The sequence below is a fragment of the Methylobacterium sp. E-065 genome (genome assembly GCF_022829605.1).
In the GTDB taxonomy this organism is placed as follows: Bacteria; Pseudomonadota; Alphaproteobacteria; order Rhizobiales; family Beijerinckiaceae; genus Methylobacterium.
The window spans coordinates 25,647-38,688 of record NZ_JAKSYD010000039.1 but is presented as its reverse complement, the minus strand read 5'-3'; the positions used below and the strand labels follow the sequence as shown (position 1 = coordinate 38,688).

Annotated in this window: 12 protein-coding genes; 5 read left to right on the top strand and 7 right to left on the bottom strand. The window is 70.8% G+C overall.

The genetic code is table 11. The features are described from left to right. The first annotated feature begins 138 nt into the window (after positions 1-138). From MKK84_RS02795 to MKK84_RS02785, 3 genes are all read left to right on the top strand, one after another. The gene (locus MKK84_RS02795; RefSeq protein WP_243916511.1) at positions 139-315 is read left to right on the top strand and encodes a hypothetical protein; all 177 of its coding nucleotides are present in this window, start codon (positions 139-141) and stop codon (positions 313-315) included. Positions 316-429: 114 nt separating this feature from the next. Further along, positions 430-1,119: an invasion associated locus B family protein gene (locus tag MKK84_RS02790; RefSeq protein WP_243916510.1), complete on the top strand. Its 690-nt coding sequence runs from the start codon at positions 430-432 to the stop codon at positions 1,117-1,119. Between the two features lie 135 nt (positions 1,120-1,254). Further along, entirely contained in the window at positions 1,255-4,641 is a 3,387-nt protein-coding gene (locus MKK84_RS02785) for a hypothetical protein (RefSeq protein WP_243916552.1), read from the top strand. A gap of 31 nt (positions 4,642-4,672) precedes the next feature. Here MKK84_RS02785 and fliP read toward each other — a convergent pair whose 3' ends face one another. The 3 genes from fliP to MKK84_RS02770 all read right to left on the bottom strand — a co-directional run bounded on the left by fliP (position 4,673) and on the right by MKK84_RS02770 (position 7,020). After that, positions 4,673-5,440 (bottom strand): flagellar type III secretion system pore protein FliP, encoded by a 768-nt coding sequence (gene fliP, locus MKK84_RS02780; RefSeq protein WP_243916509.1) that lies wholly within the window; start codon positions 5,438-5,440, stop codon positions 4,673-4,675. Between the two features lie 5 nt (positions 5,441-5,445). Further along, positions 5,446-6,513 (bottom strand): flippase-like domain-containing protein, encoded by a 1,068-nt coding sequence (locus MKK84_RS02775; RefSeq protein WP_243916508.1) that lies wholly within the window; start codon positions 6,511-6,513, stop codon positions 5,446-5,448. Positions 6,514-6,576: 63 nt separating this feature from the next. Beyond that, positions 6,577-7,020: a hypothetical protein gene (locus MKK84_RS02770; protein ID WP_243916507.1), complete on the bottom strand. Its 444-nt coding sequence runs from the start codon at positions 7,018-7,020 to the stop codon at positions 6,577-6,579. Positions 7,021-7,301: 281 nt separating this feature from the next. On the opposite strand from MKK84_RS02770, the gene MKK84_RS02765 reads away from it, so the two are divergent. Together MKK84_RS02765 and MKK84_RS02760 are read left to right on the top strand one after the other, a co-directional pair. Then, entirely contained in the window at positions 7,302-8,609 is a 1,308-nt protein-coding gene (locus MKK84_RS02765; RefSeq protein WP_243916506.1) for a capsule biosynthesis protein, read from the top strand. Between the two features lie 99 nt (positions 8,610-8,708). Beyond that, a complete protein-coding gene (locus tag MKK84_RS02760; protein WP_243916505.1) occupies positions 8,709-8,993 on the top strand; it encodes a hypothetical protein in 285 nt (94 codons plus the stop codon). Positions 8,994-9,595: 602 nt separating this feature from the next. Here the strand turns inward: MKK84_RS02760 and MKK84_RS02755 are convergent. The 4 genes from MKK84_RS02755 to MKK84_RS02740 form a co-directional block, all read right to left on the bottom strand. Further along, entirely contained in the window at positions 9,596-10,954 is a 1,359-nt protein-coding gene (locus tag MKK84_RS02755) for a sigma-54 interaction domain-containing protein (protein ID WP_243916504.1), read from the bottom strand. Between the two features lie 72 nt (positions 10,955-11,026). Continuing rightward, complete coding sequence (gene fliN / locus MKK84_RS02750; RefSeq protein ID WP_243916503.1) at positions 11,027-11,359, bottom strand: flagellar motor switch protein FliN; 333 nt, start codon at positions 11,357-11,359, stop codon at positions 11,027-11,029. Positions 11,360-11,369: 10 nt separating this feature from the next. Then, the gene (locus MKK84_RS02745; RefSeq protein ID WP_243916502.1) at positions 11,370-11,981 is read right to left on the bottom strand and encodes a FliH/SctL family protein; all 612 of its coding nucleotides are present in this window, start codon (positions 11,979-11,981) and stop codon (positions 11,370-11,372) included. After that, positions 11,978-13,024 carry a flagellar motor switch protein FliG gene (locus MKK84_RS02740; protein WP_243916501.1) on the bottom strand — a complete coding sequence of 349 codons (1,047 nt, stop codon included), beginning with the start codon at positions 13,022-13,024 and terminating at the stop codon, positions 11,978-11,980. Before MKK84_RS02740 ends, MKK84_RS02745 begins: the two co-directional genes overlap by 4 nt. Between the last annotated feature and the right edge of the window lie 18 nt (positions 13,025-13,042).

The window sequence follows — 13,042 nt, the reverse complement described above, 5'->3', positions numbered from 1 at the left end:
CGCATGATGCATCCGCGTCTCGACCCGTGGCCGGCGCAGGCCGCATTCCTCATATTGCGTTGCAGCAAGGCCGCCGAGATGGTCACGCAGCCTGGGATTTCACGGAAACGTCCGAGCCACAGCCCGTCGGAGTCCGTCATGCTCGCTCTCATCTCCTCCCGGATCCCCGGCCCGGTCACCGAGACCGTCGATCGCGATCCCGGCATCCTCACCCTCATGTTCGCCTGCGCCCGCGCGGTCCGCAGCGGCGCCGAGGTCGCGTTCGCCCGTCGCTGTGCCCTGGCCCGCGCCATCGGCGGCCCCAACCCGCTTTGAGAATTCGGATGCGGCGAGGCGGTTTCGGCGTCGAATCGGCCGGAGCAATTGCGTCGTCCCCGCTAGGGCTTTAGGCGGCTCTGCCGTTCCATGGCCCCGGGGGTTGTTGATTCCATGCCGACGATTCGCGCGCTCCTGCGCTCCAGCCTGACCGTCACGCTGCTGCTCGCCCTTCCGCTGGCGGCGCCGCGCGCTCAGGATGCCGAGCCGGAGGCCGCCCCGGCCGAGGCGCCGCCGAAGGCCCGGCCGAAGCCCAAGCCGAAGCCCGCCGCCCCGAAGCCGGCGGCCAAGCCCGCTGCCGCAGAGGCAACACAGGCCACATCGGCTGCCGCACCGGCGCCGGCCCATGCCGCGTGGCCCACGGGCGCCAATTCCGTGACCGAGAGCTACGGCGACTGGTCGATCACCTGCACGCATCCCGGCGCGAAGATCACCTGCATCGTCGCTCAGGCGCAGGGCGATTCGCAGACGGGCCGGCGCAAATTCGGCATCGAATTCCAGACGCCGAAGGACGGCCGCGCCGAAGGGATCGTGCTGATGCCGTTCGGCCTCTCGATCGAGCCGGGCATCACCTTCAAGCTGGATGACCAGGTCCTCGGCAAGGGCGCACCCTACAGCGCCTGCGGGCCGGACGGCTGCTTCGTGCCGATCGGCTTTCCGACGCCGGCCCTCGACGGCATGCGGACCGCCAAGAAGCTGTTCGTGATCGGCCACAAGTCCGGCAGCAGCGATGACGCCACGATCACGGTGCCGCTGGAGGGATTTGCCCAGGCCCTCGACCGCGCCGTCGCCCTGAGCGGCTGACCGGGAGCGCGATCCGGCGGATTTGCGGGTTACGGTTAAGGCCGCGTTAGTGGCCCCACCGCAGGATGCCCGCGACATGTGGCGCCGCGCGCTGCGGCCTACAGCGCCGCACGCCGGGATCGGATCGGCGAGGCGATGGGATCGGAGGGCGGGCGACCCCGGATCGGTCAGGGGCTCGGGCGGCGACTGCTGCGCGGGTCGCTTCCGGTGCTCGCCCTGCTGGCGGTCATCGACCCGGCGCTGGCCGCCCGGCTGACCGGTGCCAAAGGCGCGGAGACCGGCACCGGTCCCGGTGGTTACGGCCGCATCGTGCTGACCTTCGACAAGCCGGTCACCGTCAAGGCGAAGCTCGCCGGCGGCGTCCTTCTCCTCGGCTACGGCGAGCGCGTCGGGCAGGGTCCCGAGCGGTTGGCCGAAGAGATGCCCGCCTACGTGTCGAGCGTACGGCGCGACCCGGACGGGACCGGGTTGCGCGTCGCCTTGCAGCGGCCCTACCGGGTCAACCTGCAGATGGCCGGCGAGCGCATCTTCGTGGATCTGCTGCCGGAGGGCTGGGCCGGATTGCCGCCGCCGCTGCCGCCCGAGGTGGTGGCCGAACTCGCCCGTCGCGCCAGAGTTGCCGAGGAAGCGCTCAAGGCCCGCATCCCCGAGCCGGTGCGCAAGCCCCTGTCGCTGGAACTGGCGCTCCTCCCGACGCTGACGCGTCTCTCGCTGCGGATGCCCGCGGAGGCCGTCACCACCCTCACCGCCGAGGGCACTACGACGCGGCTGCGCGTCGTCGGTCCCTGGACCATCGATTCGTCCGGGACACGCGGGCGTCCCCGGCCCGGCATCGCCAAGCTGGCGACCGAGACCGATGAGACCTCGGCCAGCCTGCTCGTCACCCCCGAAGACGGGTTCCAGATCGGCTCGGAGCGCGAGGACGGGGCCTTCCTCCTGGACGCCGTCCGGCGCAAGCCGGCGGAACCTGCCGGCACCGCCGTCGCGATACCCGGGCCGGCGACACCGGCACCGGTGGCTGCGGCGCCGGCCGTTCCCGCTCCTCCCTCCGCGCCGTCGGCTCGTGCTGGAGCGCCGGCCGTCGCCGAGCGCCCGCCGGCACCGCCGCCGATCCGCCCGGCTGGGTCGGGCCTGGTCTTTCCGTTCCATGCCATGCCGCCGGCCGTGTTGTTCGAGCGCGGCGGTGTGGTCACGCTCGCCTTCGAGACCGCCGAGCCGGTCCCGGCTCCGACCAGCCATCAGGGCCTGGTGCCGGTGGGAAGCCCCACCCGGACCGGACCCCTGACGATCCTGCGCTTCTCGGCGCCCCAGGGCCGCTTGGTCGATCTCAATGCGGTCTCGACGGAGGGCGGGGTCGGCTGGGAACTCTCGGCGGGCGACGTCCTGAGCCCCAGCGATACGATCGACCCCCTGCGCAAGCCCGACAGCGCGGGCCGCATCGCGGTGTCCCTCGGCCTGCCCCGCCCGGGCTCGGCGACGTGGCTCGACCTCGACGGCGAGCGCATCGCGGTGGTCACCTCGGCGTCCCGGCGGCCGGTCGGCAATCCGAAGAACCGGCGATTCGTGGATTTCGAGATCCTCCCGAGCCGGCACGGCCTCGCGGTGCTGGCCAGCGCCGACGATCTCGCGGTGCGGCCCGAACTCGACACGGTGACGATCGGCCGGACCGGGGGGCTCGCCACGTCGGCGCCCGCGCGGAGGGACGAAGTCGCCCTGGCCGATCCGGGGACCCTCGCGATCACGCCCGAGGCCTGGAACCGGGCACGGTCCGGTGTGGTGCGCGATACCCTGCGCCAGGCGCTCGATGCCGCCGCGGCCGCCAATCCGGCCGATCGCGGCCCGGCCCGGCTCGCGCTGGCCCGCACCTATCTGGCCAACGGGCTCGATCCTGAAGCCCTCGCGGCGCTCGAAGCGGCGGCCGCCGACGATCCCCTGCTCGCCGGCCAGCGTGACACGGCCCTGCTGCGGGGCATCGCGCAGGTGCGAATGGGACGCAACGCCGAGGCGTTGAAGGCTCTGTCCGCCCCGATCCTCGCTGGGAATCCGGAGGCCGCCCTGTGGCGGGCGATGGCCTCGGCCGGCGCCGGGGACTGGAAAGCCGCCGAGACCGGCTTCCTCAAGGTCCTGCCGCTCGCCCAGGAATACCCCACGGATCTGGCGCAGACGATCCGCGCCACGACGGCCGAATCGGCGATCGAGAACGACGATGCCGAAACGGCTGCCGCCCGCGCCGTGGATGCCCGCGACCTGCCCCCCTGGATCCGCGACCGGCTGGCCCTGGTCCGCGCCCGCGTCTCGGAGGCGACCGGCCAGGTCAAGGCGGCGCTCGACGCCTATACTCGCCTCGAGAGGGAGGCGGTGCGTCCGGTCTCGGCCGAAGCAACCCTGCGGGGCACCTTGCTCGCGCAATCCGCCGGCACGCTGACGCCGGAGGCCGCGACCGAGCGCCTGGAACGGCTCGCCCTCACCTGGCATGGCGGCCCGATCGAGGAGAGCATCACGGCCGGGGTGGCCCGCCTCCACCTCGCCGCCGGACACTGGCGCCAGGCCTTCACGGCGGCGCGCCGGGCCAATGTCTTCGCGCCGAACGCCACGGCTTCGGTGGCACTCACCCGCGAGGCGCAGGTCGCCTTCGAGAACCTGTACCTCACCGACAAGGGGGAGAGCCTGTCGGGGGTCGAGGCCGTGGCGTTGTTCTTCGATTTCCGGGAGCTGAGCCCGATCGGTCGGCGCGGCGACGAGGTGGTGCGCCGGCTGGCCGACCGCTTGGTGCGCCTCGATCTCCTCGAACCCGCCGCCGATCTCCTGCAGTACCAGATCGACAACCGGCTGACCGGCCCGGCCCGGTCGGCGGTCGCGGCGCGGCTCGCCACGGTGCGGCTGATGGACGACAAGCCCCTGCAGGCGCTGAAGGTCCTCGACGCGACCGAGTTGCCGGAGCTGCCGGGCGAGCTGAAGCGTGCCCGGAACCTGATCCGCGCCCGCGCCCTCTCGGACCTGACCCGCACCGACCTCGCCCTGGAGACGCTCGAGGGAGTGGCCGGGCCGGACATCGAGCGCCTGCGGGCCGATATCTACTGGGGTGCCCGACGCTGGCGCGACGCCGGCGAGACGCACGAGGCGCTGCTCGGCGAGGCGTGGCGATCCGGCCAGCCCCTCGACGCGGCGTCCCGGGCCGACGCGATGCGCGCCGCGATCGCCTACAACCTCGCGGGCGAGGCGATCGGCCTGGAACGGCTCAAGGCGAAGTTCTCGGAGGCCATGGCGGCGAGCCCCGACGCGCGCACCTTCGCGCTGCTCACGGGCTCCGACCCGACCCGCAGCCCGGGCTTCCGGGCGGTGGCGGCCCAGGCCACCAAGGCCGAGACGCTGTCGGCCTTCCTGGCCGAGTACCGCAAGCGCTACCCGGACGCCGCCACCCCCGACCGGGGGAAGGCCAAGGCCGTGGGCGAGGGCGGTTCCGAGCCGCAGGGCGGTGATCGGCAGAGCAACGCCGAGACCCCCGGCACGCCGCCGGGATGAGCGCGCGGCGCGTCATCCCGCTCGGGCGGCGTCAGCTCCCGTAGCTCTGCACCAGCGAGCCCGCCACCAGCGTCCATCCGTCCACCAGCACGAAGAAGATCAGCTTGAACGGCAGGGAGACCGTGGCGGGCGGCAGCATCATCATGCCGATCGCCATCAGCACCGAGGCGACCACGAGGTCGATGATCAGGAACGGGATGAACAGCAGGAAGCCGATCTCGAAGGCGCGCCTCAGCTCCGAGATCATGAAGGCCGGGGTGACGATCTCGAGGCCGACATCCTCCGGCCCCTTCGGCGTCGGCACCTTGGCGAGGTCGAGGAACAGCTTGAGGTCCTTCTCGCGGACGTTCTTCAGCATGAAGGTCTTGAACGGCGCCGACGCGCGCTCGAAGGCCTGAGCTTGCGTGATCCGTCCGGCGATCAGGGGCTCGATCCCGGCGCTGTAGGCGGCGCGACCTGTGGGGGCCATCACGAAGGCGGTCAGGAACAGGGCGAGGCTGACCAGCACCGCGGTCGGCGGCGCTGTCTGGGTGCCGAGCGCCGAGCGCAGGAGCGAGAGCACCACGACGATCCGGGTGAAGGCCGTGGCCATCACCAGCACCGAGGGGGCGACCGCCAGGACGGTGATCAGCGCGACGAGCTGGAGGGCGCGCTCGGTTGTGCCGCCGGCGCCGAGGTCCAGGGTGACGCTCTGGGCGAGGGCGGGCGAGGCGGCGAGCAGCGGGATCGCGGCGAGGCCGAGGCGCCGGAGCCTGCGCCCCCGGCCGGGGCGGGTCGGGGCTGTCGGCGGATCGGGCATCGAGGTCACGAGCGGTCGCAGGTCGGCGCGGCGGGGCGCACGCCCTCGCGGCGGGCTTCGAGATTCTGCCAGACGAGGAGCGACGGCAGGCCCAGCACCACGTCGGGCACCCGGCGGGCGAGCGACAGGGCGATGGCCGTTCCGGCATCGATGCCGAACAGGCCGCAGACCAGCACGAGCCCGCCTTCCTGCACGCCGAGTCCGCTCGGGACCAGGAAGGCGGCGGCCTTGATCGCCTGGCTCAGCGACTCGATCACCAGGATGTCGGTCAGGCCGACATTGTCGACGCCGATGCAGGTGAAGACGACGAGGATTTCGGTCGCACCGAGGAGCCAGGCCAGCGCGTGCAGGGCGACCGACTGGGCGAGCCGCCCCCGCCGCCCCGCCGCCCAGACGGCGTCCAGCGCGCCCTGGATGCGCTGGCGCGGTTCGGGCAGGGCGTCGGCCTCGCGCACGAAGCGCCGGCCGAGGGCGTTTATCCGGTCTTCGAGGACGCGGACGATCCCGGTCCGCTGGAGCGCGAAGAAGGCTGCGACGGCCAGCGCCGCCACCGCGAGGGTGCGCAGCGTCCAACCGGCGAGTTCGGCCGCCTCCGCGCCCTCGACGCGGCTCAGAAGGCCGGCCCCGAGGCCGGCGAACAGGGCGAGCGTGCCGACCTGGAACAAGAGATCGGCCAGCACCGAGGCGGCGGCGAGCGAGCCGGCCACGCCCCAGAAGGTGAGGAGCCGCGCGCCCAGCACCTCGCCGCCCACCGAGGCGACCGGCAACAGGACGTTGATGCCCTCGCGCACGAAGCGCAGGATCAGGCAGGCCGAGGCCGGCGCCGGCGACAGACCGTCGAGGATGCGCGCCCAGGCGAGTCCGCACACCAGCAGCACCAGCGTCCGCACCAGCGTGACGCCGACGAAGCCCACGACGCCGATCCGGCCGAACGCCGTGGCCACCGCCTGGAGGTCGTTGGTCGCTACGAGCCAGATCGCGAAGCCCAGCCCGATCAGCGTGCCGAGCAGCGGCAGGCGGCGGACGAGGGCGCGGATGACCCGGCGCTTTCCGGATGGGCGCGCTTCCTTCACGGTCGCAGTGCGTGCGTGACGTGTCTGAAGGCGGGCACCAGGGGCGGCTCCAAGTTGTGCCGGTCAGCGCGCCGGCGGCGATTCGTCAGGTGGTACCGCCGCTAGTACGGTATTGGGGCCGAATTCGGGGGACGGCCGGCGCGGCGGGATGGGTTGGAGGATGGTGGCGAGCGCCTCCGCCGGCCCGGCCTCGGGATCGAGCAGGAGGACGCGGCCGGCCGCGAGGCTCGCACCGGTAGCGACCGCGATGGCACGCTTCGGGCACGGTCCGAGGCAACCCGACTCGACGATGCGGAGCTTCCTCCGGTTGCCCGACGTCTCCTTGGCGGCCTGTTTCCCGGCCTTCTTGAGGAGCGCACGCACGGCGCTCGCGCGCAAGCCCTGCCGCTTGGCACATTTGGAGCAGACCACCACGATCTCGGTGAGCTTGGTTTTGGCCGAGCGGCCGGCCGGCCGGCCGGCAGCGGGACGATCGGCGTCGCCCGTTGAGCGTGGTTCTGTCATCATCCGGAGAAGGTAGGGCGCGATACCGGCATCGGGCTAGAGCCGTGCCCGATCGCGGTGCAATCGAGCGCGGCTCCAAGCTTCTGTCGTGACGCGCTCTCTGGCGCCGAACCGGTATCCACTTTGGCGCAGAGCGCTCTCGGTCGCCCGTCGCCGCGCCCCGCAGGTCGACCCGGGCGCCATAAAAAGGGCCTAAAAGAACGGGATTCCGGTTCCGCGCACGGGCCGCCCCTTGGCCGGCGCCGCATCAGCGGAACCGGCGCAGACCCAGGAACAGAGAGCGGATGAGCCTCGACGACGTCAAAGACGACACGCGCGAAAGCGAGATCGTGACGTTCGCAGCCCCGACGATGACCGAGCTGCGGCGGAGCGCGGAGACGATCCGGCCGGTTCCGGAGCAGCGCGGCGCCCAGGCTCTGGCCACCGCGATTCGCAAGCGCTTGGACTGGACGCAGCTGCCCGGCCTGCGCCCGCGCCGGGAGGACACGTCGAGCTACGGCGCGCGGATCATCCGCCGCATCAGCCTGTTCGTCCTGCTGCCGACCCTCGTGGTCGGGCTGTACCTGTTCGGCTTCGCGTCGAACCAGTACGTCGCCGAGGCCCAGTTCACGGTGCGCGGCAACGTCGAACCGATGGAGAACATCTCCCTCGGCCAGTACACGAACCTCATTCAGAAGCATAACAGCCAGGACAGCTTCATCGTCCGCGACTACATCGCCAGCCAGACCATGGTCGAGTCGCTCGAGAAGAGCATCGGCCTGTCCAAGATGTTCTCCCGCCAGGAGGCCGATTTCTGGACTCGGTTCGATCCGACCGACCCGATCGAGGATCTCACCCAGTATTGGCGCAAGCACGTCATCGCGCATATCGACTCGATCTCGGGCGTGATCCGCCTGTCGGTCCGGGCCTTCACGCCCGAGGACGCGCTGACCATCGCCCGCGAGGTGGTGACGCGCTCCGAGGCGCTGATCAACGACATCTCGAAGCGTGCGCAGGCCGACATGGTCGTCCAGGCGGAGACCGACGCCAGAACCGCGCAGGAGCGCCTGCGCAAGGCGCACATTGCCCTGCAATCCTTCCGCAACCAGTGGGGCGTGATCGATCCGGTCAAGTCCGCCGAGGGGACGCTGGCGACCCTGACGCTGCTGAAGAAAGACAAGCTCAAGGCTGAGAACGACCTCCAGGTCCTGCGCAGCTCCAGCCTGGACGAGCGCTCGCGCTCGATCCAGACGCTCGTCGCCAACATCACGGCCATCGACCAGCAGATGAAGATCCTGCAGGACGAGATGACGAGTTCGGGTGCCGCGGGCGGCGCGAACCTGACCGAAGCGCTGCTCCAGTACGAGGGTCTGCTCGTCGAGCGGACGATCGCCGAGAAGCTCGAGGAATCGGCCCATCTGCTGCTCGACCGGGCGCGGGTCGCCGCGTCCAAGCAGCATATCTTCCTGGCGACCTTCGTGCCGCCGGTCCTGCCGACGGACAGCCTCTACCCGGAGCGTGGCCACACGCTGCTGGTGGCGTTCTTCTGCTTCTTCGTGATCTGGAGCTCGTCGTCGCTTCTGATCGCGGGTATCCGCGACCAGAGAATGTAGGCGGCTGCAGCGCGCCTCTGGATCCTGGGCCGCCCGGTCTGTAGAGGGGGGCGGCCCGGCGGTCCCGGCGCCCGATGGAAGAGCGAAGTCTAACGGTCCATGTCGGATTTCTCCGATCTCGTCGCGAAGGCGATCCAGCCGTCGATGACCCGGGAGGAGCGCGAGGCGGTCTACACCGTCGTGCGGCAGGCCGTTCTCCGCCTGCAGGAGCGGGAAGCGCTGCCGCCCAACGATCCGCGCGTCGCGCTCCAGCGCCATCTCGTCGAGGAGACGATCCGCGACGTCGAGGGTGACGTCGCCCGCTACGCCTCGCTGCGCAAGCTGGACGCGGCCTTCGCCGCTCAGAACGAGAGCGACCAGGCGGCGAAGACCGGGCGTCGGTAGATTGCACGCGTTGCCGAGGCAGGTACGAGACACGACAATCGTCCGCTGAGCGATCCGCGTCTCTCCCTCCCGCCTCTGCGGGCTGCCGGGTTCACACACCGCTGGCCGCTGAGCTCTCTCCTCCCCCTTGTGGTTACGGCCTACAAAGGTTTGAGGCTCACGATCGATGACGGAGCCCTACGGACCCCCTCTCCCGTGCGGGAGAGGGTTGGGGCGAGGGATGAGAACTCTCGGGATAAAGCACGCGATCGATGCGCTGACGAGGCGCGTTTCATTCTGAAAGTTCTCATCCCTCACCCTGTCCCTTTCCCGCACGGGAGAGGGGACCCGCGTTCCCCGCGGCTGGCGGGTGCGCCCTGCCGAGACAGCGAACCGGTGTAGCCCATAGCCCTTGCGGGGAGGGGCTAGGTGGGGGGGCGCGGAAGGCACCGTCACACTCGATCCTGCGTCACCCCCACCCCTGGCCCCTCCCACAAGGAGGCGAAACGCGCTTGTTTCTCAGGTTCTTGGTATCCGGCAGTGACCTGCGGATCTGGTAGCGCAGTGGGAGCGGGGGGGACTCGCATCGCCTCCAGAACCCAATCCCTCTGATCGGAGCGGCCCTATCCGAAGGCCGCGCTCCGCACGCCACCGGGCTCGGCTACGTCGAGGCCCGACGAGACGTACTCGTTGAGCTTGTTGCGCAGGGTCCGGATCGAGATCCCGAGGATCTTGGCCGCGTGGGTGCGGTTGCCCAGGCAATGGTCGAGGGTATCGAGGATCAGGTCACACTCCACCTGCGCCACGGTCCGTCCCACCAGCCCGCGGGTCGCGGCCTCGGCGGCCTGCACGGCGCGTGTCGCCGGGCCCTCCAAGGCGATCGTCTCGCCGTCCGGGGACAGGATTGCGTCGGGACCGATCGCGTCGCCGGAGGCGAGCAGCACTGCCCGGTGCAAAGTGTTCTCCAACTCGCGCACGTTCCCGCGCCAAGGGTTCTTCAACACCAGAGCCCGCGCCTCGGCCGAGAGCGGGCGGACCGGCACACCGTTCACCGCGGCGTATTTCTTTGCGAAATGCGCGGCGAGTTCGAGGATGTCGGCCGGCCGCTCGCGGAGCGGCGGCAGCTTCAGGGCCACGACGTTCAGGCGGTAGAACAGGTCCTCGCGGAACGTGCCCTTGCGGACCTCCTCGGCGAGGTTGCGGTTGGAGGTGGCCAGCACCCGGATGTCGACCCGCACCGGGGCGGTGCCGCCGACCCGGTCGATCACCCGCTCCTGAAGCGCCCGCAGCAGCTTCGCCTGCAGGCGCACATCCATTTCGGAGATCTCGTCCAGCAGCAGCGTGCCGCCATTGGCCTCCTCAAACCGGCCGATGCGCCGGGCAACCGCGCCGGTGAACGCCCCCTTCTCGTGGCCGAACAGCTCGGATTCGAGCAAAGCCTCGGGGATCGCCGCGCAGTTCACCGAGACGAAGGGCTTGCCCGCCCGGTTGGACTTCTGGTGAACGTGCCGGGCCAGCACCTCCTTGCCGGTGCCGCTCTCGCCGGTGATCAGCACCGAGGCCTCCGAGCGGGCGACCTGCTCGGCGAGCTTGACCACCCGCTCCATGGAGGGATCGCGCCACACGAAGGCGGCGCGGTCGGTGACGACCGCCTCCAGCACCGCGGCGATCATCTCGGGGTCGGGCGGAAGCGGGATGTACTCCTTGGCGCCCGCCCGGATCGCCGCCACGGCGGCCGAGGCGTCCGCCGAAACCCCGCAGGCGACCACGGGGGTGCGAATCCGCTCCACCTCAAGCGCCGCGACGAGGGTGGAGATCGGCAGCGACACGTCGATCATGATCAGATCGGCGCCGCGGGCGCGCAACACGTTGAGGCCCTGCGGCACGGCATCGGCTTGCGTCACGGAAGCCCCGCGCTGCATGGCGATCTTCGAGGCGGTGATCAGCTCGCCGTTCAGCCGCCCGATTATCAGGAGCCGCATGGTTCGTCCCTCTCAAAGCTCATGGCGCGGACAGCCCCCCGGCGCCCGCGTCCCAAAAATCACGCGCCCGGGCTACTCGCCCTTGACGATCTCGGTCATCGTCACGCCGAGCCGGTCCTCGACCAGGACGACCTCGCCGCGGGCGACCAGCCGGTTGTTGACGAACACGTCGATCGCCTCGCCGACCTTCCGGTCGAGTTCGAGCACGGCGCCGGGCGCCATCCGGAGCAGGTCGCCGATCGGCATCCGGGCGGAGCCCAGCACCGCCGAGACCATCACGGGCACGTCGAACAGCTGCTCGAGATCGGCGGCGGTCTTCGGCGTGGTCGGCGCGTCGCGGATCGAGCCGGCCGCGTAGTCGGTGTCGTTCTCGCCGAGCTGGGGCAGGCTGAAATCGTCGGACATCGGGCTTCCTTCAGGAATTCTGAGCCAGGCCGAGGGCGTCCAGAACCGCCGCCTCGATGCGGGCGCGCTCCCGCACGATGCCGCCGTCGGCCCATTCGATGCGGGCATCGCCCGCCGCCATATCGGGGTCGCCGAGCACGACGAGGCGGCCCTCATAGCCGCGCTCGCGCGCCAGGCGCTTCATCAGGGTCTCGGCCTCCTCGACCAGGCTGTCGTGGACCCGCACCACGAGGTGGGGCACGCCGCGCAGGTGCTGGAGGGCGGCGCGTGCCGCCTCGCCGATGCCGGCGAGCGGGGCCGCGTCAAGCGCGTCGCCCGCGACCTTCCGGGCGATCAGCATCGCCACCTCGACGGCCTGCGCCTCGCGCTCGGCATCCCGGGCGTCGGCCTGGGCGATGAGGCCCGCCGCGGCCAGTGCCAGCCGGTTCAGGGCGTCGGCGAGCCGGCCCTGGATCTGCGCCTCGGCCTGGATCCGGCCTTCCTGCAACCCGCGGGCATGGGCGTCCACCTCGGCGCGGGCGGCGGACTCGGCGGCGCGCTGCGCCTCGGCGCTGGGACGCCCGCTGCGGAAGTCGTTTTCGAACAGGAACGGCTTGGCGCTCCGGGCGGTCTGGGCGCTCAATAGACCAGCTCCTCCTCGGCGCTATTCTTGGCGATCATGATCTCGCCCTTCTCGGCCAGGTCCTTGGCGATCTCGGTCATCCGCGTCTGCGCCTCGTCCACCTCCTTGAGGCGGACCGGGCCGAGGGAGGCCATCTCGTCCGTGAGGTTCTTGGCCGCGCGGGTCGACATCTGCTTCATGAAGAAGGCCCGGGTCGACTCGTTGGCGCCCTTGAGCGCGCGGCAGAGCGTTTCGCCCTCGATCGAGCGCATCAGGGTCTGGACGCTGCCTGGATCGAGCTTCAGCAGATCCTCGAAGGTGAACATCAGCTCGCGGATGCGCTTGGCCGAGCCGCGATTCGCCTGATCCAGCGCGGCGAGGAAGCGCCCCTCCGTCTGCCGGTCGAAGGCGTTGAACACGTCGGCCATCATCTCGTGCGCGTCGCGGCGCTGGGTCTGCGCGATCGTCGAGACGAACTCGACCCGCAGCGTCTCCTCGATGTGGCGCAGGGCCTCCTTCTGCACCGTCTCCATGCGCAGCATCCGGTTGAGGCAGTCGATCGCGAAATCCTCGGGCAGGATGGTCAGCACCTTGGCGGCGTAGTCGGCCCGCACCCGGGACAGCACCACCGCCACGGTCTGCGGGTACTCGTTGCGCAGGAACGAGGCGAGGATCTCCGGATCGACCTGGGCGATCGAGGCCCAGACCCGCTTGCCGGACGCGCCCTTGATCTCCGCCATGATCAGCGAGACCTGATCGCTCGGGAAGATCTTCAGGAGCAGCGCCTCGGTCCGCTCGAAGTTCGACGAGATGCCGCCGCTGTTGCCGAGCTTGGTCACGAACTCGATGATCAGCTTGTCGACGGTGGCGACCTCCAGCGTGCCGAGCTGGACCATCGCGTGGCTGACCTTCTTGACCTCCTCCTCCTCCAGCATCTGCCAGATCGGCGCGCCTTCCTCCTCGCCGAGCATCAGCAGGAGCGCGGCCGCGCGCTGCGGGCCGGGCATGGACGCGAAGGAATCGCCGCCCACCGTCGCCAGGGAATTCGCCAGACCTGCCGCCATCGTGCTGCCCTCGTCGCC

What these genes read in the sequence shown, in the direction of transcription:
- MKK84_RS02765 (WP_243916506.1), top strand. Translation starts at nt 7,302, where the DNA reads ATGAGCCTCGACGACGTCAAAGACGACACGCGCGAAAGCGAGATCGTG.
- fliN (WP_243916503.1), bottom strand. Translation starts at nt 11,359, where the DNA reads ATGTCCGACGATTTCAGCCTGCCCCAGCTCGGCGAGAACGACACCGAC.
- MKK84_RS02740 (WP_243916501.1), bottom strand. Translation starts at nt 13,024, where the DNA reads ATGGCGGCAGGTCTGGCGAATTCCCTGGCGACGGTGGGCGGCGATTCC.
- fliP (WP_243916509.1), bottom strand. Translation starts at nt 5,440, where the DNA reads ATGCCCGATCCGCCGACAGCCCCGACCCGCCCCGGCCGGGGGCGCAGG.
- MKK84_RS02770 (WP_243916507.1), bottom strand. Translation starts at nt 7,020, where the DNA reads ATGATGACAGAACCACGCTCAACGGGCGACGCCGATCGTCCCGCTGCC.
- MKK84_RS02755 (WP_243916504.1), bottom strand. Translation starts at nt 10,954, where the DNA reads ATGCGGCTCCTGATAATCGGGCGGCTGAACGGCGAGCTGATCACCGCC.
- MKK84_RS02795 (WP_243916511.1), top strand. Translation starts at nt 139, where the DNA reads ATGCTCGCTCTCATCTCCTCCCGGATCCCCGGCCCGGTCACCGAGACC.
- MKK84_RS02760 (WP_243916505.1), top strand. Translation starts at nt 8,709, where the DNA reads ATGTCGGATTTCTCCGATCTCGTCGCGAAGGCGATCCAGCCGTCGATG.
- MKK84_RS02785 (WP_243916552.1), top strand. Translation starts at nt 1,255, where the DNA reads ATGGGATCGGAGGGCGGGCGACCCCGGATCGGTCAGGGGCTCGGGCGG.
- MKK84_RS02790 (WP_243916510.1), top strand. Translation starts at nt 430, where the DNA reads ATGCCGACGATTCGCGCGCTCCTGCGCTCCAGCCTGACCGTCACGCTG.